Raw genomic sequence first — 25,245 nt, 5'->3', positions numbered from 1 at the left:
TTTACGCATCATATAAAGAAGAGCATTATTTCCCAATGCAAAATTCGGAGAATATTTGCCCAAGTAGATCATCTGCTGCAAATCTACCAGTGATTTCCGAAAGGGCATGTTGTGCTTGACGTAGATCTTCAGCAACAAGTTCACCAGCCTTTTGCTTTAAAAGTTGTTCTTCTGCTTTTTTCAGAAAAAACTTAGTTCTCGCAATGGCATCACAATGGCGCCGTCGTGCAATGAAATCATTTGCATCAATAGTTTTAAATTCAACAATCTCTTTCAAATGATATTTAAGTAAATTAATACCAGCACCAGTTTTAACAGAGATTTTAATCCGCATCCGATAATCAGTATTCTCTGTTACCGTTAATGGTTTTTCTCCAGTCAAATCAATCTTATTTTCTATAATAAAAATGGGTATTTTTTTTTCACTATTTGGGATTAATTGTTTTATCATTCTCTTACAATCTTCTTTTTTTAAAGCAAGAGAAGAGTCCAGCATGAGCAAAATAAGGTCCGCCTGTCCAGCAGCTGTTTTAGTGCGACGCACACCTTCTTGTTCAATAACATCCTCGGTAGCTCGCAAGCCCGCTGTGTCTAAAATTCGGATGGGCATACCATCGATGTTGATGGATTCACGAAGTATATCACGGGTGGTACCTGGAATATCAGTAGTAATTGCTATTTCTTGTCCACTAAGTAGATTGAATAAACTGGATTTGCCTACATTCGGTTCACCTGCTATCACGACATTAATTCCGTCACGTAACAACACACCTTGATTTGTTATTTTTTCAATCACCTGTACTTGCTGCAGTAGATTTTTTAATTTTATTTTTATCGATTCATCTGTCAAATAATCAATTTCTTCTTCTGAAAAATCAATTGCTGCTTCTATGTATGTCCGTAATTCAATAAAAGCAGTCATAAGTTCATGAATATATTTAGAAAACTCACCTTGCAATGAACGAATAGCAGATCGTGCAGCTTGTTCAGAACTAGCATTAATTAAATCCGCAATAGCTTCTGCTTGTGCTAAATCAATTTTATTATTTAAAAAAGCTCTTTCAGAAAATTCCCCCGGTCTTGCTAACCGCACTCCCTCTTTTAAGATGCTTTTAAGCAAGCAGTCTATGACAACAGGGCTACCATGACCATGGAGTTCTAAAATATCTTCACCAGTAAATGAATGAGGCTTTGGGAAATAAATAGCAATACCTTCATCGATAACGGACTGTTGATGTTTAAATGTGGCAAAAGTAGCATACCGAGGTTTCGGTAAATGCCCTAACATCTTTTTTGCAATAGCTTTAGTTTGTGGTCCCGACACACGAACAACTCCGACCCCGCCCCGACCAGCGGGCGTCACTCGCGCTACAATAGTTTCCTCAGGATAATTAGACATACGCATATATTAGATCTTCATTATCTTATCACTTAACGCGTCTAGCTTTTAATCTTGCTGTATAGCTTACGTAGCTTTTATTAACGTACCATTGTTGTAATATCTGAACGACATTATTTATTAACCAATATAAGACCAATCCTGCCGGGAAATTAATAAAAAATATAGTGAACACTACAGGTAAAATCCACATCATTTTCTGCTGTGTAGGGTCTGGAGACGTAGAGGAAAATCTTTGTTGGGCTAACATGCTCAATCCCATTAAAATGGGAAGAACATAATACGGATCTTTAGCAGATAGATCATGAATCCATAAAATAAACGGTGCCTGACGTAACTCAACGCTTTCAATAATAACATAATAAAATGCGATAAAAACGGGAATTTGAATTAGCATGGGTAAACAGCCACCCAGAGGATTAATTTTTTCTTTGCGATATAATTCCATGGTAGCACGGCTTAATGCCTGTCGATCATCATCGTAGCGTTCTTTTAATGCTTGTATGCGGGGTTGCATCTCACGCATGCGCGTCATGGAACGAAAGCTTTTCTCGGAAAACCAGTAAAAAACAATTTTAATTAAAATCGTTGTAACAACAATAGACCAACCCCAGTTCCTTACAATTTTGTGGATAGTATTCATAATCCAAAATAAAAGCATGGAAATAGGCCATAACCATCCATAATCAACTGTCCGCTCCAAGCCAGACGCTAATGTTTTTAATCTCTGAGCTATTTCTGGACCGATATAAATTGTTGCACAACTAGATGCGGTTTCCCCAGGCACAATATTTATTGTTGGACCTATAAATCCCATGATATAAATATTTTGCTTTCCATTTTGCGAGGGAATGACATGACTATAGTAATGATAAGTTAGTTTGGCACTTCCCGGAATCCATGCGCTCAAAAAATAATGCTGTTGCATGGCGATCCATCCAGCTTTTGACGTTCGATTAATATTTGTGTCATTGAGAGATTCATAAGTTACCTTCTTATAGGGTATTTGTGGGCTAGAGATTGCAAAACCATTATAACTCCGGATATAAAAATAGTGACGTTTAGCAAGCGGTTGTCGGCGTATCAATTGAGTATAGAGATTTCCTTGCCACGGTTTAGAAGTTACATTTTTTATTTTATAATTAAGCTGAATAATATAATCATTACGATGAAAAGTATAAGTTTTGACAATTCTCAATCCGTTAAATATTCGACCAGTCAATTGAACTACAAACTCAGTCTCTCCACTTTTAAAATATTTTTTTTTTGTGAATGTAAATTTAATTGATGGAGGTTCTTGATTGGTATTCGTGTTTGTAAGACCGCTTTGTGCAACATATAACTCATCAGAGTTAGCATTCAAAATTTGAACAGGTGTGTCTCTTTTCTCGAGTGAAACAGGATATTTCAGAAGCTTTGCCGAAATAATATTGCCATCCTGAGTATCAATTTCTACTTCGAGCACATTAGTTTTTACAGTGATCAATCTTCTCAGCAAAGTCTTGTTTCCCGCTGCAAGTTCTCCTCCTATTGCTCTTATTTTTGAAGTTGTGCCCAGTACAAGTGCTGGAGGTATATAGGTTGTTTCCTTCCCATTCACTTTTCCATCCACAAGTCTAGAGGAGCTAGAAACCATCTGATAATCTCGCATCCATGCGTTAAAAAGCAAAACTGCTAAAAGCGCTACAATAATGTACAAAATTATTTTCTTAGTATCCATATGATATCCATAATATTACATGGTTTTCTTATTATGTTTTATAGGAATTAAATCAATACCACCTAAATGAAAAGGCTGACAACGCAATAATCGAAAAATTGACAAGTACATACCTTGTATCACACCTAATTGTTTTATTGCCTTTTCTGCATAAGAAGAACAACTTGGATAGAAGCGGCAACTACTAAAAAACCAGGGACTTACTATACACTGATAGATTTTAATTAAACTAATGAAAATAAATTGGATTATTTGACTAATTGTTCGAGTAAGCGATTTATACATTTATATAACTCTCTGTTACTTGCTTGACTAGCGACCACTTTTGCGATAAAAACCAGATCAAGCGACACTAATTGATTCTTCTTTCTACGAAAGGCCTCCTTTACAATTCGTCTGATTCGATTTCGGATGACAGCTTTCCTAACATTGCGCTTACTTACTATCACACCTAATCGAGTATGTCCGATATTATTATCAAGATAATAAAGCGAATAATACCGACCCGACAACCGCTGATGTTTCGAATAAACATGCTGAAATTCTGTTGTCGTCCTAATTCGGTAATTTGACGATAATCGGCATTCCCTCGTCAGCTTATTAAATGCTTTCTCCCCTTGACACGACGACGGTTCAATACTTGACGACCATTTTTTGTAGTCATTCGTGCACGGAACCCATGTACTCGATTTCGCCTCAATCTACTGGGTTGATATGTTCGTTTCATAAACCAGCTCTTTAGACTAGCTCTTTAGACCTATTCAAAACCGCAATCATAAATCAGCATCACAGTACTGTCAAATAAAGTAAATCAAACGCTACTACCATTCTATATCACTTTGATTTATTGCATTTGTTAACTACATAAATTTAATCAATTAAACTCATAGAGATCATGGTAGTTATAGAGCCTGTTAATAAAAAAACAAGTTAGATTATTACTTATGGAACAGTTGGTTATAATGTTTTCATCTGTTAATGCATGAAAGAATATAAAAATGAATAATCTATATAAACTTGTGGATAAGTTATTAAGTTATTTCTAGAAAATGAAGTTTTAAAAACATAATAATCTATCTACAAGTTTATAGGCTAATGGAAACCTTTATCGTTTCTCACTGTTCACAAATAGAGCAGAAGCTCATAAAAGATGAACAATGTACATTATCTTATTTTAAGATATCTTAAAAATAGACAAGTGTATACTCAGTTGAAAAAATATTAAAAATGTTCATGGTTTTCTGCTAATTAACGCAAGTTATTTTGTTTTTATTTTGGTTTTTCAATTCCGTTTCTGGTGCTGTATTAATATTTATTTCATCCCTTTTTAGGACAAAAATCTCAGAACTAAAACTATATTTTTTAAAAGCAGTAACAGTAGAATTAGAATCAATCTTTAATGCAACCACTCATAGAGCCTATTTATCCACTGCTACCTACTTTTTATGAGTTCAAACGCATCTAAACTCATCTAACAAGACTTTTGTCGTGTTCTTATGGAATTTCGTTACCGTTTATATTCATTTAAAATACTTTAGGATTAAGCTAATTGACTTTTATTTTTCCCTTAACTACTCATAAAAATAATCTTTTAAGGGAAAGATGCTTAAAGTAGATTAAAACAGGCATTTTAGATCCACTGATCTATCTCTATTGTTTTTTGTGAGACGTAAAAATTTAAAACAAAACCATATAGCTCTTTATGAAAGCTGTAGCAAAACACTATCGCTTCTGTTGAAAAAGCAAGAAAAATCACGATTCTTCTCTTTTCAGGTGATATTGTTTCTCAAATTTTACTTAGGTTTGATCGACAATAACGACAATCATGTACCACTTCTCACTATTTTACCGTAGAAATTTATCAGATATACACCCAATGCTAAATTTCTACTGTAATAGTTTCAGAAAAGGTTATATATAAGGTTATGATCTTCTTATTATAGCATGAATAGTGTAACCATATGATTAAAGAGAAATATGTATATGCCTATAAGTGAGTGATATACACCATTGCATAAAACTATAAAAAAGGTAAATGGTATCAGAACAATTAAGAATTCCTATCGTTGCATTATCAACTAAAGATAAGAAGAAATTAACAGGGTCAACATCATAAATATCTTCTCGAACTTCACTTTTCTACTATTTTCTACTAAATAAAATATCCATATTTTACATGTAATTACCGGGAAAATGTACCTCATACTAGTACTAAAGTCTAAGAATAAATATATTCATAGTTCCTATGTCCAATCTTGATCACCCTAATAACTGCTTTTGCTTCAGCCATCTCACTGTTTTTTAATTGCTCCTTAAAATTAGAAAAGATGTAGATTAAAAAACATATTGAAGGTAAAAGTATTGGATGGTACTGTTACTAAAGTTAGCAGATGGATTGATCATTTTTAAGTAAAACTTAATATTACTTGTAAGATAAGGATGATATCTTACTGATGTGCCTCAAATAAAATATAGTTTTCTTAATATCTATTTTCATTTGAGGCATTTGAGGGACATATCATCAGAAGACCTTTCCATCTTTGACTTATCCTAACTCAAATCGAGGACGTTTCCATCATTGATAGTCATAGTGTTTTCGAACTTTTTATTGAAAATTTTGTTTAATTTTGATGTTTAATTTTAATTGAGTTAATTTTAATCAAAGTCAACTGCTTTACTAAAAGTACAACGATGAATTAGACCTATTCTAAAAGTAGAATAACATTCTATTTTACAGTTTAAAGTTTAAAACCTCATGAATATCAGCAAGATATATATATACATATATATAGTATACACATGGTTGAAACTTTTTTATGCATTAAATGTTCAGAGTTTCTAAACTCTGAACAAAATAACTTAATAAAATAAGCCTGTAAAACGCTCAACCTCCTATATAGTTTCTATAAAATCTAATTGTGATAATGATAATAACTAGTCAATCTATTTTGTACATAAAACCAAATAACAACACTCACATCTATTGAAATTAATTCAAGCTTGTTAAACAACAATGTATAAATAATATATACTTTCGATCAACAATAATTTTTTCTAAATTTTGGCATTACTCTTTTGTAAATTGATATGAATTTATAGTTAGCAATTTTGGCCGCTTAAAAAACTTCTATGAATAGTTTCTAATGTTCTAAAATAACTATCGTACATATAGGGATATTGTACAACCATTATATAACTACTAGAAAAACCAGCATGAACTGATCTCAATGTTATTTAAAACAACTACTCTATTTACATAGAGATTTTTCAGAAACTAAAATACAAACTATCGACTAATGAATTGTAATCGTAAGTTATTTATAGATAAGGATCTAAAAATTTGTTATTTTTTTATTCTGCTTTATGGTGTAATGAGGACAAATATTTCTTTTTCTCATTCACTTATGCAAATTAATTCCAATAGCTGCTTAGTCAGCAGCCAATGATGATCATGGATTGTGTATATTGGGATGGATTAAGCTCTTCTGATATTAATTTGGTTACACTTTACAACGCGTTCTTTATTTATAAAAAAACAGTAATATTCAAATAAGGAAATATCTTAATTATTTTTCATCTAAAGCTAGATTTAAAGATAATCTAAACCCTCTGACATTCTTTGTTTATTATTATAGAGAACCATAATTTGTTTATTAGAGCCGTAATGGACGCCATTGCTACTTATGAAAGTGGAAAAGTGGCTTTCCGTTCTTACCATTATTAGACTCCACAGCAGATGCTATTTTATATGTAGAAAATATGATGATTAGTAGTTCGACTTCTTAAGTAGCAGCGTTTTTCTTAAGTCGAACAACACAAAAATCTATATCTGTTTTTCTTTAGTAAAATTAAATTTAAGAGAATAGCACCGTTAATTTAGAAAGATTCAATAATCTTTTTATTGAAACGAAACAATAGCAAGTGAGTTAAGACATAATTGTTGTTTATGTTGCCTAAGATAGAACATTCGTTTGTGTAATATTAATTAATGCACTCATTTTAGGTATACCAGCGCTGATTAATGAATTGAGCGCATCTAGCAGAAGGATACCAGTCTTATTTACTATTTTGACTACTGGTTGATTTTGTTACCTCAGCAGCGGTAAACTGCAGCAATTTTGATGGTAACTTAGATTTAATTGTTTAAACCTTTACATGCCTTTTTGGACTTTTGATAGCTGTAATAGTTTTTAAGCGGCAATGTGAATTGATTATGAGTTAACGGAGTATGTATTTCATTAATAAAAACCAACTAAAAGTCAGTGAAATAAGTTATAGTATTTATATTTTATAAGATTTATAAAGTTATAATGGGAAGTAAACTAATTTCTTAGTGGTGGACTTTGATTAAAGGGACATCGCATGTAGTTCTTTATACGAGAGAATTCCCTTGTTCTCATTTAATTTGCTCATATTTTCGAATAATCTATGAATAACCTATAAAGTAATAATTTTGACATGATATTCATGATAATAAAGAAATATCTGCAATCTGAGTGAAAAGTTTTCGCAGCAATAAAAGTAATGCGAAACGATTGTTGCGCTTTTTCTCGTCATTCGTCATAACTATAACTTCATTAAAAAAAGCATCGATTGGCTCTCTAAGAGACGCTAATTCATTCAATGCTTTTGAGTAGTTTGCTTGTCTATATAAATTATTAACGGACTTAGCGCGTACTTTTAATGCTTTAGCAAGCATGCGTTCAGCATCGGAATCGAATAGAGAATCATCGATCAATTTTAATTTTTCCTCACTAGGTTGTTTTTTTAGAATATTACTGACACGTTTATTAGCAGCTGAAAGCGCATCTGCTTCAGGTAGAGTTTGAAAATGTTGCACTGCCTTAATACGCCGGTCAAAATCTAAAGGCTGTGTAGGTTGTGCAGACAGGACTGCTATAAATACAGGTAACGGCACATTTTTTTCGAGATACCAGGTACGTAGTCGCTCGATAATAAATTCAAAAGATTGATCAACCACCTTTTTGTTAGGTAATTCAATAGCGACATTTTTTTTTGCTTCTTCAAGTAATTTTAATAAATCTAAAGGAAGCCGTTTTTCAATTAAAATACGCAAAACACCAATAGCCGCTCGGCGCAAAGCAAAAGGATCTTTATCTCCCTTAGGAAGTTTGTAGATGCCGATAATTCCGATGATAGTATCTAACCGATCTGCAAGAGCGATACAAGCGCCTGGCAAACTTTGTGGTAAAGCATCACCAGAAAAGCGGGGTTGATAATGCTCTCTGATAGCATTAGCCAGACTCTCCGATTCTCTATCGTGAAGTGAATAATGATAGCCCATAATACCCTGTAAACTCGGAAATTCGTACACCATCTTACTAACTAAATCACATTTAGAGAGAAGACTACCGCGCTGGACAACTAGTTCATCAATATGAATTTGTTTGGCTATAAAAGTCGCGAGCCTGGAAATGCGTTTTGTTTTATCAGCAAGTGTACCGAGTTGGTGCTCAAAAACAATACCAGCTAATTTAGGCAGTCGACTTTCTAAGGTAACATCAAGATCGTTGTTATAAAAAAACAAAGCATCCGAAAGACGAGCGTTGATAACGCGTTCATTTCCTTCGATTATACATTTAGGATTTTTGCTTTCAATATTACTAACTAAGATAAAATATGGAAGTAGGTTACATGTTTTATCTTTTATTGGAAAACAACGCTGATGCATTTTTATTATAGCGATTAATACCTCCGGTGGGAGTCCCAAAAATTTTTCTTTAAAATGCCCCAACAAGGCAACAGGCCATTCGACCATACCGGTGACTTCCGTTAATAAATCTTTATCAATGATGGCTTGTCCTTTAATAGCGGCTACCTTTTGAATTAAAATCCGAGTTTTTTCAAATCGTTTTTCAAAGTCAGCAATTACCATACCATGTGTTAATAATATTTGCTGATAATCATTGGGTTTACTGATTATTATGCGTTCAGGACAATGAAAATGGTGACCTCGTGTTTTATCAGAAGTTATCTGACCAAATATAATGGCTGGAATAACACTGTTCCCAAAAATCATTACAGCCCAACGAACAGGGCGAACAAAAGGTTCTGTATGAACTCCCCAGCGCATACCTTTTAAAATGGGTAATTGCTTAATAGCCGTTTGAATGATCTCAGGCAATAATTTTTTAGTTGATTGACCTGATTGTGTAATATAGCAATATACAAAACTACCTTTTTTTGTTTCTTTTATGTGAAGCTGATCAGTCGAAATTCCACAAGATCGTGCAAAACCCAAACACGCCAATGTGGGAGTACCATCTTTTTTAAAAGCAGCTTTTACGTTAGGACCTTGTCGTTGAATGACACGTGGAGACTGCTCTGTTGCGAGACCATTTATTAATACTGCTAAACGACAAGGTGTTGCGAAGGAAAATAAAGTCTCAAACGATAATGCTGCTTTTTCAAGCTGTGTTTGAATATTATGAGATAATGAGTTTGATAATTTATTCAGTATACACGACGGTAATTCTTCACAACCAATTTCAAATAAAAAATCTTGTGTGACCATTAAGTAATTCCCCTCTTTTTTAATAGTGGAAATCCTAGTTTCTTTCGCGTGGAATAATATGTGTTTGCGACACTATGTGCTAATTTTCTCACGCGTAACATAAAACGTTGACGTTCCATCACTGAAATGGCTTGGCGGGCATCTAATAAGTTAAATATGTGAGAAGTTTTCAATACCATTTCATAAGCAACTAAGGGTAATCTGACTTCAATTAAACGTAGCGCTTCTTTTTCGTAGAAATCAAAATGTTTAAACAGAGTATCCACGTCGGCGTATTCAAAATTATAGGCCGACATTTCAATTTCATTTTGGTAAAAGACATCCCCATAGGTAATGTTACCATCTTGGTTTTCGGTCCAAATGAGATCGAACATATTATCTATTTGTTGCAGAAACATAGCCAACCGTTCTAAGCCATAGGTAATTTCACCGCTCACTGGATGACATGCTAAACCACCAACTTGTTGAAAATAGGTAAATTGAGTAATTTCCATCCCATTTTGCCATACTTCCCAACCAACTCCCCAAGAGCCCAACGTTGGTGCTTCCCAATTATCTTCAACAAAACGAATATCGTGAACGAGAGGGTCAATTCCTAAAGCCTTTAAGGAGCCGAGATAAACTTCCTGAATGTTATCTGGGGACGGTTTTAGCATAACTTGGTATTGGTAGTAATATTGTGTGCGATTGGGATTATTTCCATATCGACCATCGGTAGGGCGACGTGAAGGCTGAACATAAGCGGTACACCAGGGTTCAGGACCAATCGCTCGTAAAAAAGTGGCTGGATGAAAAGTACCAGCGCCTATTTCCATATCAAAGGGCTGAAGTAAAAGACACCCTTGGTTAGACCAATATTGACATAGAGTAAGGATCATTGTTTGGAAGTTTAATGGGTACAGGTTCATGTAAAATCCGAGATAATAATGAATTACGACCGTCCGCTCAATCTGTCTTGCCAAATTCTTACTTCAAAAATGACTAACGACCTGAACTGTTTCACTATCTGACTAATTACACTAAGATTTCATTTAGCATGAAGTGAAAATTAGTTAGTGAAAATCAACTGACACTTTATCACCACATGACGACGCTGATGTGTTAACTAGTGTCATGGTTGTGCTAATCGACAATTATCGCGAAATTGTTTTTGGATAGTAGGATCGTTCATATCATAATTAATTCCACTGTTTGATTAACTGTAAACCTGACTTTGAAGACTGCACCATTTATCAATAGAATTCTTGGTATTACATAGTGATGACTCATAGAAAACATAATATTTTCTTGCCTTATGACTACCGATGACGCTCTAACAGCTAATCGTGATTGTCTGTTAAAAATAGGCAGTACTCTAAAGAAGATACAAAAATATTTTCTTTGCTTCAAAAGATTTTGGATAGTTTGATTCATGGTTTTTGTAATGTTTTTGTTGATAATCAAAATTAGCTAGGTAGTATTACATTTAATCTTGTTTCCTATGATAAATAAAAGTTTTGGGTCACACATTGCACAACTTGTGCACATTACTCTTGCTGGTGTTCATATTTGGCTTTTGTAAGGCTTGAACAGCGTCTAATATTTTAGGCTCTAATATTTTAGGCATTTTAATAAAGTAATCATGAATATTGTACAAATTTCTCTCAGTCGTTGGATCGAAGCGCTGGACAGCACCGGACGGCTTGTTAACAGAACCATAAACACCCGTCAAAGATAGTGGGGTAATAACAGTAAAGCGCTGTCTCATGGTCACATCCTGTTTGTCAGTTATGTTGCCATTGTCTCTCGAATTTTTTGCATAGCATTCTTTTCGAGTTGACGAATGCGCTCAGCAGAAATGTCGTATTTTTCCGCCAATTCATGAAGTGTTAATTTTTTTTCATTTAACCAGCGTTGATATAGAATGTCTTGACTCCGTTCATCTAGTGTTTGAATAGCACTGTGTAAGAGTTGTTCTTGATCGTATGACCAATCGCTTTGTTCTAGTTGCAGAGCAGGATTATGATGTTTATCTTGGAGATAATGAGCTGGTGCTGCCACCACACCGCTGCTAGTATGGCCTTCATCGTTATCATCATCGCTTCCATCGAAAGCCTCGTCATGACTGTTTAATCTTTCTTCCATTTGGCGTACATCTTTAGTATTCACATGCAACGTTTCGGCAAGTGCTTGGGCTTCCTGTTCACTAAACCAACCACGCTTTTTAGCATGCTTCCGCAAATTGAAAAAAAGCTTACGTTGCGCTTTCGTAGTAGCGACTTTGACGATTCGCCAATTGCGAAGAATAAATTCATGAATTTCTGCTCGAATCCAATGTACGGCGAAAGACACCAAGCGAACACCCACTTTTGGATCGAAGCGCTTTACTGCTTTCATAAGACCAATGTTACCCTCTTGAATGAGATCAGCTTGAGGTAGTCCATAACCCGAATAACCGCGGGCAATCCGAACTACAAATCGTAGATGAGAGAGTACCAGTTTTCTGGCTGATTCTAGTTCATTATTTTTTTTAAATTTAATGGCTAACTCTCGTTCTTCCTTCGCGCTTAGCAATGGGATGCGGTTAACCCAGCTAATATAACTACCCAGACTTCCAACAGACAGCGATCTGTCCTCAACACATGTCAGAAACTGATTCATATGAGTCTTTATGCTACACTCCTTAATTCATCAAAGCTACTTGCCAATGACGACAATCCTAACATCTTTTCTTGCTAAACACCAGCAGAGCTAGATTAAATCTCAAATCTAGCCTAGTAACTTATTCGTCAGACTTTACCAAAGATAAAATAGACTCCGTTGAAGTTTTTGGTTATATACTAAAGAGAATTTCTTTGACAGTACAATAACCAATCCTGCTGTTAACAGGATCACAAGTTACTGATTAATTAATCATCTAAAGTGTTTATGTCAACATAATATCGACGCGTTGTCTTTCCTTGTCGTTTGTTCAATGTTCGTGATCATAATAATCCTATTTTTTGAAGATTAGGTTTATACTTATACACTACAAAGAATATCTTAGAGCAATAATTGAGAGCAATAAAATAATTAAGTTAACACAGTGTTGTATAGCACTATTGTTGGTTAATTAAGGTGTTTACTTAGAGATAAGTTTTGAAAAAAATGATTTCTATTTACTGTTGTACTTTCTTGTACAGCACTTCTCGGTGAGCTTACCGAAAAGATTATTAAAGATCAGTCCGTTGATGCTTTTTCAGTTGATTTAATTTTTGTATTAAAATTAATATTAAGGATAACAATAATTTTTCTACGGAAATTTTTCAAGAATGTTTTAATTAGTTAATCTTAATGATAGTATACTAAGAAACTAGATTAGAAAGTCACTCCGTCTGATTAAGTTTGTAAATGTAGTGTAATTTAAAATGACTACCTTTCTGTAAAGATAATCTTAGGTAAGATAAATAAAAATTGTTTTTGTGCTATTAACGAATTATGCTTTCTTTACAAACGATTATTTCGTAATCTATAAACTTTTAGGGATCGTTCAAGTTCTGATAAAGTATTAACCACACACATAAAGATAAAACTTAAGAATCAAAAAAGATAATACTCACCCGGAAAAGATAATATTCATGCCAATCTGGGTGCTCTATACAGCTATATAATTAGAGATCACTGATGAGTTCATGACCTGTACAAAAGATGAGCAGCAGTATAAGCAGCGCTAAAGATCATTAAACTGATGAGAAGTTATGCTAAAACATCTATACAACAAATTAATCCGTAAGAATTGTAAAATCTTTGATTGACATATTCAAAGAGAATGACGGATAAAAATTTGTGTTACACCTATTGACTTGAGAATCAAAATTTTCTTGTATTGGGATCAATTGTTCCAATTCTGAATTAAATAGCGATTACATATTTGAGTGATACATTTTCTTTTAAAGTTTTCCAAATCTGCAACAACCAATAACAACTCTTTTTCTGTCAATACACCAACATGCAAACCAGCAATTTGATACAAGGCGCGTTGCAACTCTGGCACGGTGATTGTTGCAGTCCCGAGCTTGCGAACTACCAATCCTGCTGCTATATTAGCCAACGTCACTGCTTGCACCCAATCACAGCCTGCCGCTAGTGAGGCTGCTATGACTGAGATCACGGTATCACCTGCTCCAGTCACATCGTACACTTCTCGGGTATATGCCGTTAAATTAACGGCTGCTTTGTCTTTCTGGATTAAAAGCATTCCATGCGTGCCACGTGTAATGAGGATAGCTTCAAAATGGTGTCGTTGAATAAGGACACGCGCTTTAGACTCAATTTCTTGTTCTGTTTTACAACAACCTGTCACTGCTTCAAATTCTTTTAAATTAGGCGTTAAAAGAGTAGCTCCCTCATAGCGAGTGAAATCAGTAGCTTTTGGATCAACCAATACAGGTAATCCTTTGTTACGAGCTTCTTTAATAAGAGTTGAAGCATTATTAAGTGTGCCTTTATTGTAATAGGGCGGTGATAAATTCCTCTGCATCAAAAGCCTTGAAATCATCAATCTGTTCACCGATACCAATAAATCGAATGGGTAATTGCATTTTTTTTGCGATAGCGAAAATAATTCCGCCTTTAGCGGTTCCGTCTAATTTTGTAAGAGCAATACCGCTCAAACCAATATGTTCATTAAATTGCTCTGCTTGGTTAATTGCATTTTGCCCCGTTCCTGCATCGATTATCAATAAAGTTTCATGTGGTGCTGCAAAATTTATTTTCTTTATGACGTACTTTATTTTTTTTAATTCTTGCATCAGATGAGATTGAGTATGCAGGCGACCTGCTGTATCAGCAATTAAAATATCATAATTTCTTGCCGTTGCCGCTTCCATTGCATCGTAAATTACAGAAGCACTGTCTGCACCGGGGTGCTGTGCGATAACCGGTATTTGACTACGTCCACCAAAAGCTTGCAATTGCTCAATAGCAGCTGCGCGAAAAGTATCCCCAGCAGCTAGAACGACACGTCTGTTTTGTAATTGATAAAAATGAGCTAATTTTGCAACAGTGGTTGTTTTACCAACACCGTTAACTCCTACTACTAAAATGACAAACGGTGATTGATTAATATTGAGCGGATTTTGGTAGGGTTTCAAGATAGTTAGTAATTCTGTTTTTAAACTGCTTATTAAAGCAGTTGGACTGGAAAAAGATTTACGAGCAACTTGCTGCGATAATTTTTTAAGAATAGATTGGCTTGCTTCCATACCCATATCGGCAGTTAAAAGAATTGTTTCTAATTTATCTAGTAAATCAACATCAATGTTCTTTTTTCCAAGCATCAGGTGACTGAGACTGTCAGTGAGCCGTCTGCGAGTTCGCCTTAGGCTCTCATTGAGACGAGAAAACCACTTTTTTTTTGGCTGTGAAGACCTGACATCGTTTTCTATAGACCGACGCTTGGATTTTGAAAAATCGAACATAGTCAACGCCTGTTAAAAATCATTTTATTTTAACATCGTCTGGTGGATTTGAGTAGTATTTACAATTATACTACATACTTGAAATTATTTAGTAAGTTATTTTTCCCATTAGGGCCAGTACGTGTTCATGAGTCGCAACTGACTAATAGTCTTAATTCATTGTTAAAGAGGTTGTCGAACACGGTTGTAATGAGTTTATAATGAGCATGATAGAATCACGGATATTTCGCGTGCTTTATAGAAAAAATTGATTAAAAAATTTTATAATACAAAGAGTTAAGTTTTATATAGGGAGACGGTGCACATATTTTGCCAATAGCCTATATGTTAGAACTTATGGACACTGTGGAACAGTGTTTATCAATACCTTCTTAGATCATCAATACGACAGATCTTGAATGTATAGGTGGTACGCAAGATATACAGGGTTAATATCCATGCTGGTTGTAATTTCAATTGTAGTGATAATGAGGGATGTCGAAACTAAAATTAAAACTATGCGTTTGTAAAAATTTTTGACCAATTAAATTGAGGTTACTTCCTTGGATAACATCTTATTAAGATATAGAAATGTATAGAAATTTCTCCCGCTAGAAATAAGCTAGAAATAATATAGACATTAGTTAGTTCCAAGATCTTATGATGAGACATTAAACACTTTTTCGCTCGCGCAATAACTAAGGTAGATCACTATATACATCATGTATATACCTCGTTGAAATACAGTGCAGAGCTCACGGTTTTGTTGGCATTTAATTTTCGTAGAAAAAGCAGCAAGCGACTATAGTACCTGGTTATATGCTTAATCAATTGCACAGTAGTTAGGTTGTTTGATTAGATCCCCGCGCGTAAACCAAACGTGTAGAAAACAAATCTATTATGGGGCATTTACATAGGATTCACCTGTTAATTAAACCGTGCATTTAAATGTTCTGAATCTATTAGTTGATTATGGATTGCATAAGAAAAACTAAATGGTAAAAAAACTATTAAAAACTGAACTTTTTCAAAGAAACAATTAGTTAATCTATTCTTCGGCTATTATTGATACATTAATAAGTGCTAGCTTATTTTAGATCGCCAATCGTTGTCACTAAAATGAATTACTGTCATGGATTTATCCGTTCCCTTTTCTATTCATGATAACGATACAGTAGTGTGCTAGTTATAAAATTTTATAACATTTATGTGATTAAGTCTGATTAATGAAGCAAATATTTAATTTTCGTTCATGTCACTGTATTCCCGATCAAGTTCCGGTGGTTGATATCTTGAGTAGTATGCTTTACCTGCTCTTCGATAATTAAAATAAATGGGGATTAACATCATGAGTGAATTCTTTGTTAGTTGAAGATACGATATAAGTAACGACAATTACTTGTGACCGAGTATAATCAGATAAACTCTCAATGTGGTATCAATAAGTCCGAGATATATGACAGCAGTAGGTTTGCGTCTTTAAGTAACAGTGATTAAATTACTAGAACCTGCTTTAGACAGATTTGTGGAAGTTTAACTATCATTGGAATGTCGACGATCTCATTTGATAAAGCGACAAACCTCATTTTAATTATAACAAGCAATTATCTAAAATCGTTTTAGCGACAGATGAAATAAAGATATTTTGTCAATGATGGCATTTATAGGTTATGATGATTTATTTTAGCTCGCGATAAAGAGAAAGCTGTCAACAAAACCATCGCATTATTGTCTGCCTGGCAAGATAAAATTGTGGTTTTTATTATTTAGTATCAGAAAGTTTTGTATCAATACACACTATTTTCGGCCTAGTAAGTACTAAGTAGAATACCATTCTGTAATTTATGATTGTTAGAATAATTAACATCACTCCGATTTTTTCTTGTTCTCGGAAATCGAATAGTTAGGTGGATTATCCTTAAAGAATTTTCTCTATTGTTGAGTCAGATAAGTAGTATTCATCATGATGATGGTTTATAAATTTAATTACTTAAGAACTTATGTAGATTCAACTATCGGAAGGGAAACAATCTTATCGGAGATGGAACATGTTCTCTAAAATTGTTTATAAATACAGATAACGTATTAGTTAAGATAATATCGCTTTAAATTAAGAAACCGACTGGAAACTATCTGAGCTACCATGATAAAATGAAAGTCATTGATCGCAACAGATAATGACCATCTTTAGACAAAAGATTTAAAAACATAGCTGTTATTAGTAGGACTTGTAGTTTGTGTATTACGTAATGTGAAGCCAGAATATTAGTGTTTATGTCTAAACGATTACAAGGAAAAGTTCGTATTATCGGTGGAAAATGGCGTGGCCGAGGTCTGGTTTTTCCTGAGGTTTCTAATTTACGCCCAACTGGTAATCGTGTTCGTGAAACTGTATTTAACTGGTTGATGCCTTATATTGTTGGTGCAAATTGTTTGGACTTATTTGCAGGCAGTGGTGCTTTTGGATTTGAAGCATTGTCACGAGGTGCAACTCATGTAACTTTTATTGATCATTCTGATCAAATTATCAACGCATTGAGAAAAAATGCAGCTATTTTAAAAGCCATTAATGTTGAATTTATCCGTAATGCATGTTTATTTGATTTCCCACTATTAAAAAAGAATATTTCTTTCGATATTATTTTTCTTGATCCTCCTTTTCGTCAAGGTTTTATTCGAAAGGCAGGAGAATGGTTGGAAAAAATACAAATAATGTCAGATCATGCTTTCATTTATGTAGAAGTTGAAAAGGATTTGAAACCTTTACCGGTACCTGAAAATTGGACAATTTATCGAAGAAGAGCAACGGGCGCTTTGTCATATAATCTATTTTTACGTCGTTCGCTATAGATCTTTATACTGGATAAAAATAAAATTTAGAAACTTTTACTGATTTTTCCTAATAGCAATCTGTGACTTCTGAATAACTCCGATTTAACTTTAACAGTGATTATCCTGAAATAATTTTCAGAGCAGATGCTGTTTATTGTTTATAAAATACAATATAGAAAAATGTTTTTAACCATACACACCATCCGATGATGATAAATTATTATGCAGCTCATAGAGAAGAGCGACCTTACTATATTTAAGGAGAACAACTAAAGCATTGTGTACAATAATCATAAGAAATACCCCATCCAAGCAAGAATTTTTGCTAATCGAAACTATATTTCCTTGTATTGCGTGATTGCAAGATTGAAGTATTTGTAAGATACAACGTAGATTTTCATGCTGATGTTTGCTGATACCAATCTATATGGGAGGTATATCCATAAATTATGCATACTATGAAAGACCAAAGGTCGTCTATTGTAAGCAAACGGTAGCCGTACCTTCTTACTATTTTTATTATGTATAACCATTTTAAGAAGATGTTTTCTCTCTATATCTTTTCGTATTATCTATTCAAATAGGTTAAATAAGCCTGCAATTAGATAAAATAACTAAATTATCAGCGCACATCATAGTAAGTTTGGTGCATTTGTGAATTTTATCACACGATGTTAAGAATAATACTTAAAACGCATACCCAGCCTGAAAATATTTTCAAGATATTTTGTCAGTGGATGTGATCAATTAAAGTGAAATAATGATTAAAAATTATTTAGATCAGCGCGAGGCTTAGTGTGTAAGCTGTGTAGGATTGCTTATCTTTAATCTGGGAACATATAATGCTTTCAGCAACTGATAAATTGTACCCCGTTACCATTAATCATGGAAATTGGTATGGTATGTATACTACGATGCGCATATATATTGTACCTTATGTATATTTTCAGTTCTTGTCGAACGACAGAAAGTGTTAAGTAGTGAACATATAAGTTAGTTTCTCTTTTTCATAAAATACTACATTCCATAAAGTGCGTTACCTAATGGTACTAATGCCATTAAATTCTAAACTCCTAAACTGATTATTGGTCCTAAAACAGATAGTCAAAAGATGAAAAATTCAAACAATTAAATTAATTATAGCTATATCTAAAAGTCTAGATTTTCGGCGGCTAACGCGTTTTGTTCAATAAAAATGCGACGAGGCTCAACTTGATCACCCATCAAAGTAGTAAAAATTTCATCGGCGATAACAGTATCTTCAATGCTTACGGATAGAAGTCGACGACTTTTTGGATTCATAGTAGTATCCCATAGTTGTTCTGGGTTCATTTCACCTAAGCCTTTATAACGTTGAATAGTCAATCCTTTTTTACCTTCTATGACTAACCAGTCTAAGGCTTCTCCAAAATTATTAATAATACGACGTTTGCCGTTACGCGTTATGTATGCACCTTCTTCAATCAAACCGGAAATCTTTTTATACAATTCAATAAGATGACGATAATCGGTGCAACTAAAGAAGTCTTGACGAAAAGTGTAACTATGCTTAACTCCGTGGCTGATGATAGTTGCAACGGGAAAATACCACTCACATTCTTCGTCTTTTTGAATGTTAATACGGTAATGTCTGTTATTTTCGGCATTTGATTGAATTAATCGCTTTTCAAGATGTTTCGCCCATTCACCTACTTTTTTTTCATTATTTAAATCTTCTACAGTCAATGTGGGGATATGTAACAGTTGTGCAAGCACTTCATTAGGATGTTGTTTACTTAATCTGTTGATACCTCGCATAGCCAAACGGTAATGAGAAGCTAAATCTTCTAAAGTAGATTTTTTGATTGCTGGTGCTTCTGGATTGGGATACAACTTCACATCTTCAAGTATGATTTTCAGCAACCAAGCGTCTAAAGAAGAATCATCTTTTACGTATTGTTCTTGTTTATTCTTTTTGACCCTATATAAAGGGGGCTGTGCAATATAAATATGACCGCGTTCAATTAATTCTGGCATTTGACGGTAAAAAAAGGTGAGTAAAAGAGTGCGAATGTGTGAGCCGTCAACATCTGCATCAGTCATGATAATAATACGATAGTAACGAAGTTTATCTGGATTGTATTCTTCTCGACCAATTCCACAGCCGAGAGCTGTGATTAAGGTGCGCACCTCATTGGAAGATAACATTTTTTCGAATCGAGCTTTTTCAACGTTTAAAATTTTACCTTTCAGCGGTAAAATCGCTTGATAGCGACGAGAGCGCGCTTGTTTTGCGGAACCGCCAGCAGAGTCACCCTCAACCAGGAATAATTCACAAAGTGCAGGGTCTTTTTCTTGACAATCAGTAAGCTTTCCAGGTAGTCTTCCTAGATCAAACATGTGCTTTTGACGCGTCATGTCGCGTGCTTTGCGCGCTGCTATTCTTGCGCGAGCAGCATCGATGATTTTCACTGCAATGAGTTTTGCTTGCTTTGGATTTTCTAATAAATAATCACGTAATTTTTCGGCAACTACGGTTTCTATAACAGGTCTCACTTCGGAAGAGACTAGTTTGCTTTTTGTTTGTGACGAAAATTTAGGATCAGGTACTTTGATAGAGAGTACCGTCGTTAAACCCTCGCGCGTATCATCACCGCTTATAATCACTTTATTTTTTTTAACTAATCCTTCCTGTTCAATATAATTATTAAGTGTACGTGTTAGCGCAGTACGAAATCCCGCTAAGTGAGTACCGCCATCGCTTTGAGGAATGTTATTAGTAAAACAAAAGACCGTTTCCTGAAAACCGTCGTTCCATTGCATCGCTACTTCAACAACAATGTCTTTGCTTTCGATAGAAAAATGAAAAACATCTTGGTTGATAGGAGTTTTTTTCTTATTTAAGTACTGAACAAACGCTTTAATACCACCCTTATATTCAAAAACGTCACTTTTTCCTGAACGTTCGTCCAACAATTCAATTCGAACTCCTGAGTTTAAAAAGGCAAGCTCTCTTAAGCGCTTAGCTAAGATGTCATAATGGAACTCAGTATCATTGAAAATCTCAACGCTTGGTTTAAACCGAATTTCTGTCCCGATTTTATCCGATTTACCTATAATCGCTAATGGCGCTTGAGGACATCCCATCTTATAGGATTGTGAATACATGTTGCCATTTTGATGGATAGTCATATGAAGCTCTTCCGATAAGGCATTGACAACTGAGACTCCCACACCATGTAAACCACCTGATACTTTGTAGGCATTTTTGTCGAACTTCCCACCAGCATGAAGAACTGTCATAATAACCTCTGCGGCAGAGCGATATTCTTCTGGATGGATGTCTGTGGGAATCCCTCGTCCGTTATCTCGTATAGTTACGAAGCCATTGGTATGGATGATAACCCAAATACGTGTACAAAACCCCGCGAGTGCCTCGTCGATCGAATTATCAACGACCTCAAATACCATGTGATGTAAACCAGAACCATCGCTTGTATCGCCGATATACATACCGGGACGTTTACGAACCGCATCAAGACCTTTAAGAACTTTAATAGTTGAGGAGTCATATTTTTGTGATGTACTCATGAATTATTACTCCGTGCTAGTAATTCTTAATATCTTGTAAGTTCGGTTCTTGGAATGTGTCTCATTGTATCACAGTTGAATACATCTGCTAGAATATTCACCAAGCTGTTCACCGAATATATATTTCACTAAGTTGAATACACGTTAAACATTTAATAGTTTTTTTAGATTCGTCAACTATTATAGGCGGCATATTTATTCAAGTTATGGAGATCGACCCACGTTTTACGTGGAACATTGATGTGTTAGGGGGTATATCCAGGTCAAAATGGTTAATTCCAGTAACGAACACTTGTGATTGTAATTTGGCCAATAAACTAACGACACATTCGCGTTTATCAACGTCTAGTTCTGCAATTAAGTCATCGATTAAATAAATAGGACTAAGTGATGTCCTTTCTTTAAGCAGGAGACCTTGTGTGATATGAAGGGCGTAAGTAACCAATTTTTGCTGTCCTTGAGATAAGATATCTTGAACCGGTAGAGAACGGATAGAAAAGCAAAAATCAGCACGCTGTGGACCTATTTGTGTATAACCCCGCTGTAGGTCCAGCTTTAAATGAGTAGTAAGGAGTTTAGTAAGAGTGTTTCCTTCGCTCCAACCGCGATAATAATGCAGAATGAGAGTATGTTCAGGTAAGAAATGTTGGAGAATTTCCTGAAAAAGATGATTGAATTCTGACGTGATCTTTTTCCGAAGTTTATCGATGTACTCGGCATTTTGAGTCAGTACTTCATCCAAGTAGGTAATTTCTTCTAACGATAATTGTGCTTTAAGTGCCGCATTACGTTGTTTCAAAATTCTTTGAATACGTTTCCAGGTAGGAAAAAAGGTAGGTTCCGCATGGAACAATATCCAATCAAGAAATTGACGTCGTACTTTCGGTCCATCTGATAAAAATTGATGGCTCATAGTACTTAAAATACATAGTGGTAATCGTTTTGCCAAAATTGACCAATCGGAGATCACCTCACCATTTATTTTTAGACGTCTACCTCCCTGTTTGTGACGTTCTACTCCAAGGGGAGTAGACTGCTTACCTTCATTAATCTCAATAAAGACAGAAAAGCTATCCGTAGAGTCTTGGATTAAACACTGAGGTAAATGGGTACGAAAGGAGCGCCCCACACCTAGATAATAAATTGCCTCCAATAAACTGGTTTTTCCAGCCCCATTGTGACCGAAGAAAAAATTAAAGCGTGAGGCGATAGTAATATCAACCGCAGACAAGTTTCGAAATTGATGGATTTTTATCGAAGTAATATATGGCATTCCATTATAATCGCATAGGCATAACAACAAAAGCGCTGTCAGTTTGATTTTCTGATTCTTGAATTAAAACGCTACTATCTGGGTTGGAAAAGGTCAGTGTTATATTGCCTGAAGAAGAAATAGTATTTAAAACATCTAAGAGATAGTTTACATTAAATCCTATATTCAAATCCTCCTTAGCATAATCAATTTTTACTTTTTCTTCTGCTGTTTCCTGCTGGTGGTTAGTCGCCAGAATACGTAATAAGTTTTGTCGAAATTCAAAGCGAATTCCTTTAAATTTTTCATTACAAAGAACAGCTGTGCGAATAAGTGCTTGTTTTAAGATATTTCTATCAATGACGACTTGCTTGTTACCACCTTTTGGAATGACTCGCTCACAATCGGGAAATCGGCCCTCAATGAGTTTTGAGGTAAAAGTAAAATCCTTGGTAGAAACACAAATATGATTATCCCCAATTTTAAGCATTGCTGGATCATCATTATCTGCTAGTAAGCGCAATAACTCAATCACACCCTTACGGGGAATAATAATTTGTAGGCGATGTTCAATGTTAGTTTCGATGTTTAATACATTAGCTGAAAGGCGATGTCCATCGGTGGCAATAGCACGTAATTGGGTTGGATAAGTTTCAAATAATAAGCCATTTAAATAATAACGAACATCCTGCTGTGCCATAGCAAAAGCTGTTCGTTGTAACAAGCGATGAAATTGATGCTGAGAAATCATTAATTTTAGATATGTCTCACGTCTTTCTACACTCGGAAAATCTTCTGCTGGCAAAGTAGACAACGTAAATCGACTGAACCCTGAACGAAGAATGATTTTTCCTTTATCACGATACAATTCAATTAGTGCATTTTTAGGAAGTGCTCGACAAACATCCATTAATTTTCGGCCAGGAATGGTTAATTTGAGTTGATCTACTTCATCATCTTTTTCTAGCTGTATTTGCCCAATCAGTTCTACTTCAAGATCAGTGCCTGTGATTGAAAGTGTATTTTTTTCTGTGGAAAGTAAAACATTTGAAAGAATTGGTATAGTTTGTTTACGTTCCACAACACCGATGACTAATTGCAAAGGCCTTAATAATGTTTCACGGATCAGATTGAGTTTCATAGGCGTACCTTCTTAATTACCAAATTTCAGTTAGGCAGACAAGATACGTACCAAGTTCTTGTAATCTTCCAAAATATCAAGCGATGTAGCAAGCACCTTGACTTTACGACAAGCATGTAAAACAGTGGTATGATCTCGGCCACCAAAGGCATCACCGATATTTCAGAAATACTACGATTAGTAAGAAGTTCTTTAGCTAGTTCCATAGCAATCTGACGAGGTTGTGTGATTGAACGACTGTGTCGTTTGGCTAATAAGTCAGATCCTTTGATTTTATAATATTCAGCTACTGTTTTTTGAATATTTTCAATAGTAACCGATCGCGCTTGAAGTGTAAGTAAGTCTTTCAATGCATTTTTTGTAAATGCAATGGTTATCAGCTGTCCTATAAAGTGAGTATTAGCAATTACTTGCTTTAAAGCACCTTCGAGTTCTCGGACGTTATTGGACTGAATGTGTTTAGCAACAAAGCAAGCAATCTCGTGAGGAATATGCACGTTTAATTGATCTGCTTTTGCCATCAAAATAGTAACACGTGTTTCTAGATCAGGTGGCTTCATGGTCACCATCAATCTCCAGCCAAATCGAGACTGTAGACGCTCCTCTAATCTATTAATTTCTTTTGGATAACGATTATAAGTTAAAATAATTTGCTGTTGATTATCCAATAAGGCATTAAAAGTATGAAAAAATTCTTCCTGAGGGCGACTCTTCTCTGCAAAGAATTGAATATCATCGATGAGTAATATATTGATGAATCGATAAAAGCGTTTGCATTCATCCATCATATTATGTTGCAACGCTTTGATCATATCAGCTACGAAACGTTCGGAATGTAAATATAGGATTTTCATGCTAGGATTTTTCTGTAAAACAGTATTACCTACTGCATGCATTAAGTGAGTTTTTCCTAATTCTACCCCACCATAAACAAATAACGAATTGTAGGCTTGTCCTGGATTTTCAACAACTTGAATAGCTGCGGCGCGTGCTAATTGATTAGATTTCCCTTCCACAAAGGTATTGAAAATGAAGCCACTATTGATGTTAGTTTGAGGATATGCTACTACAGTCGTAGTAGTCATTTTTCTAGTGATCTCTCCGGGTATATATTCAATTTCAACGGTTGATTTACTACCGATCTGTAATTCTATTTTCGTTAGGGTATCCGATAATTCATCCAACAGTTCTTTGATTCGGATTAAAAACCGTTCATTAATCCAATCTAGAACAAATCGATTAGGTGTGAGTGATAATAATCTATTTTTTTTGGATTCAATAGCATGCAAGAGAAGAATCCACGTATTGTATTGTTGCGATGGAATTTCGTCGCGTAAATAACCAAGACATTTGTCCCACAATAATACTGATACCGACAT

The 25,245-nt window shown here is 34.7% G+C and carries 14 protein-coding genes and 2 pseudogenes; 1 reads left to right on the top strand and 15 read right to left on the bottom strand.

Going from position 1 to position 25,245, the window contains the following annotated elements; all coding sequences use genetic code 11:
- Nucleotides 1–25: 25 nt before the first annotated feature.
- The 11 genes and pseudogenes from mnmE to ftsY all read right to left on the bottom strand — a co-directional run bounded on the left by mnmE (nucleotide 26) and on the right by ftsY (nucleotide 15,092).
- On the bottom strand, nucleotides 26–1,399 hold the full coding sequence (gene mnmE, locus CEAn_RS00080) for a tRNA uridine-5-carboxymethylaminomethyl(34) synthesis GTPase MnmE (RefSeq protein ID WP_211923835.1): 1,374 nt from the start codon (nucleotides 1,397–1,399) through the stop codon (nucleotides 26–28).
- 28 nt (nucleotides 1,400–1,427) lie between these two features.
- Nucleotides 1,428–3,119: a membrane protein insertase YidC gene (gene yidC, locus CEAn_RS00075; protein ID WP_211923834.1), complete on the bottom strand. Its 1,692-nt coding sequence runs from the start codon at nucleotides 3,117–3,119 to the stop codon at nucleotides 1,428–1,430.
- A gap of 15 nt (nucleotides 3,120–3,134) precedes the next feature.
- Nucleotides 3,135–3,404, bottom strand: coding sequence for a membrane protein insertion efficiency factor YidD (yidD, locus tag CEAn_RS00070; protein WP_211923833.1), 270 nt, complete (start codon nucleotides 3,402–3,404; stop codon nucleotides 3,135–3,137).
- Nucleotides 3,368–3,679 carry a ribonuclease P protein component gene (gene rnpA, locus CEAn_RS00065; protein WP_244670121.1) on the bottom strand — a complete coding sequence of 104 codons (312 nt, stop codon included), beginning with the start codon at nucleotides 3,677–3,679 and terminating at the stop codon, nucleotides 3,368–3,370. Before rnpA ends, yidD begins: the two co-directional genes overlap by 37 nt.
- A 32-nt stretch (nucleotides 3,680–3,711) precedes the next feature.
- Nucleotides 3,712–3,846 carry a 50S ribosomal protein L34 gene (gene rpmH / locus CEAn_RS00060; RefSeq protein ID WP_211923832.1) on the bottom strand — a complete coding sequence of 45 codons (135 nt, stop codon included), beginning with the start codon at nucleotides 3,844–3,846 and terminating at the stop codon, nucleotides 3,712–3,714.
- A 3,738-nt stretch (nucleotides 3,847–7,584) separates the two neighbouring features.
- Complete coding sequence (gene glyS, locus CEAn_RS00055) at nucleotides 7,585–9,654, bottom strand: glycine--tRNA ligase subunit beta (protein WP_211923831.1); 2,070 nt, start codon at nucleotides 9,652–9,654, stop codon at nucleotides 7,585–7,587.
- Nucleotides 9,654–10,562: a glycine--tRNA ligase subunit alpha gene (glyQ, locus tag CEAn_RS00050; RefSeq protein ID WP_211923830.1), complete on the bottom strand. Its 909-nt coding sequence runs from the start codon at nucleotides 10,560–10,562 to the stop codon at nucleotides 9,654–9,656. The genes glyS and glyQ overlap by 1 nt, the downstream gene beginning before the upstream one ends.
- 593 nt (nucleotides 10,563–11,155) lie before the next feature.
- Complete coding sequence (locus tag CEAn_RS00045) at nucleotides 11,156–11,401, bottom strand: hypothetical protein (RefSeq protein ID WP_211923829.1); 246 nt, start codon at nucleotides 11,399–11,401, stop codon at nucleotides 11,156–11,158.
- Nucleotides 11,402–11,421: 20 nt separating this feature from the next.
- Nucleotides 11,422–12,294 carry an RNA polymerase sigma factor RpoH gene (gene rpoH / locus CEAn_RS00040; protein ID WP_211923828.1) on the bottom strand — a complete coding sequence of 291 codons (873 nt, stop codon included), beginning with the start codon at nucleotides 12,292–12,294 and terminating at the stop codon, nucleotides 11,422–11,424.
- A 1,282-nt stretch (nucleotides 12,295–13,576) separates the two neighbouring features.
- Nucleotides 13,577–14,125 (bottom strand): annotated as a pseudogene (locus CEAn_RS00035) (PfkB family carbohydrate kinase); the annotation flags it as partial.
- Nucleotides 14,118–15,092 carry a signal recognition particle-docking protein FtsY gene (gene ftsY / locus CEAn_RS00030; protein ID WP_211923826.1) on the bottom strand — a complete coding sequence of 325 codons (975 nt, stop codon included), beginning with the start codon at nucleotides 15,090–15,092 and terminating at the stop codon, nucleotides 14,118–14,120. The pseudogene CEAn_RS00035 and the gene ftsY, both read right to left, overlap by 8 nt.
- A 2,253-nt stretch (nucleotides 15,093–17,345) precedes the next feature.
- Here ftsY and rsmD point away from each other — a divergent pair.
- Nucleotides 17,346–17,921 (top strand): 16S rRNA (guanine(966)-N(2))-methyltransferase RsmD, encoded by a 576-nt coding sequence (gene rsmD, locus CEAn_RS00025; RefSeq protein ID WP_211923825.1) that lies wholly within the window; start codon nucleotides 17,346–17,348, stop codon nucleotides 17,919–17,921.
- Nucleotides 17,922–19,052: 1,131 nt separating this feature from the next.
- Here rsmD and gyrB read toward each other — a convergent pair.
- The 4 genes and pseudogenes from gyrB to dnaA form a co-directional block, all read right to left on the bottom strand.
- Entirely contained in the window at nucleotides 19,053–21,473 is a 2,421-nt protein-coding gene (gene gyrB, locus CEAn_RS00020) for a DNA topoisomerase (ATP-hydrolyzing) subunit B (protein WP_211923824.1), read from the bottom strand.
- 199 nt (nucleotides 21,474–21,672) lie between these two features.
- On the bottom strand, nucleotides 21,673–22,746 hold the full coding sequence (gene recF / locus CEAn_RS00015; RefSeq protein ID WP_211923823.1) for a DNA replication/repair protein RecF: 1,074 nt from the start codon (nucleotides 22,744–22,746) through the stop codon (nucleotides 21,673–21,675).
- 4 nt (nucleotides 22,747–22,750) lie between these two features.
- Nucleotides 22,751–23,866, bottom strand: a complete 1,116-nt coding sequence (gene dnaN, locus CEAn_RS00010) for a DNA polymerase III subunit beta (protein WP_211923822.1) — start codon at nucleotides 23,864–23,866, stop codon at nucleotides 22,751–22,753.
- 30 nt (nucleotides 23,867–23,896) lie between these two features.
- Nucleotides 23,897–25,245: pseudogene (gene dnaA / locus CEAn_RS00005) on the bottom strand (chromosomal replication initiator protein DnaA).

Source organism: Coxiella endosymbiont of Amblyomma nuttalli, from assembly GCF_018107685.1.
Taxonomy (GTDB): domain Bacteria; phylum Pseudomonadota; class Gammaproteobacteria; order Coxiellales; family Coxiellaceae; genus Coxiella.
This window is presented reverse-complemented; position numbering and strand designations above follow the sequence as displayed.

Bases quoted from the DNA above. Each gene is read 5' to 3' on its own strand.
- rsmD (WP_211923825.1), top strand. From the start codon at position 17,346: ATGTCTAAACGATTACAAGGAAAAGTTCGTATTATCGGTGGAAAATGG.
- glyQ (WP_211923830.1), bottom strand. From the start codon at position 10,562: ATGAACCTGTACCCATTAAACTTCCAAACAATGATCCTTACTCTATGT.
- dnaN (WP_211923822.1), bottom strand. From the start codon at position 23,866: ATGAAACTCAATCTGATCCGTGAAACATTATTAAGGCCTTTGCAATTA.
- rpmH (WP_211923832.1), bottom strand. From the start codon at position 3,846: ATGAAACGAACATATCAACCCAGTAGATTGAGGCGAAATCGAGTACAT.
- yidC (WP_211923834.1), bottom strand. From the start codon at position 3,119: ATGGATACTAAGAAAATAATTTTGTACATTATTGTAGCGCTTTTAGCA.
- recF (WP_211923823.1), bottom strand. From the start codon at position 22,746: ATGCCATATATTACTTCGATAAAAATCCATCAATTTCGAAACTTGTCT.
- ftsY (WP_211923826.1), bottom strand. From the start codon at position 15,092: ATGTTCGATTTTTCAAAATCCAAGCGTCGGTCTATAGAAAACGATGTC.
- gyrB (WP_211923824.1), bottom strand. From the start codon at position 21,473: ATGAGTACATCACAAAAATATGACTCCTCAACTATTAAAGTTCTTAAA.
- yidD (WP_211923833.1), bottom strand. From the start codon at position 3,404: ATGTATAAATCGCTTACTCGAACAATTAGTCAAATAATCCAATTTATT.
- glyS (WP_211923831.1), bottom strand. From the start codon at position 9,654: ATGGTCACACAAGATTTTTTATTTGAAATTGGTTGTGAAGAATTACCG.
- rpoH (WP_211923828.1), bottom strand. From the start codon at position 12,294: ATGAATCAGTTTCTGACATGTGTTGAGGACAGATCGCTGTCTGTTGGA.
- CEAn_RS00045 (WP_211923829.1), bottom strand. From the start codon at position 11,401: ATGAGACAGCGCTTTACTGTTATTACCCCACTATCTTTGACGGGTGTT.
- mnmE (WP_211923835.1), bottom strand. From the start codon at position 1,399: ATGTCTAATTATCCTGAGGAAACTATTGTAGCGCGAGTGACGCCCGCT.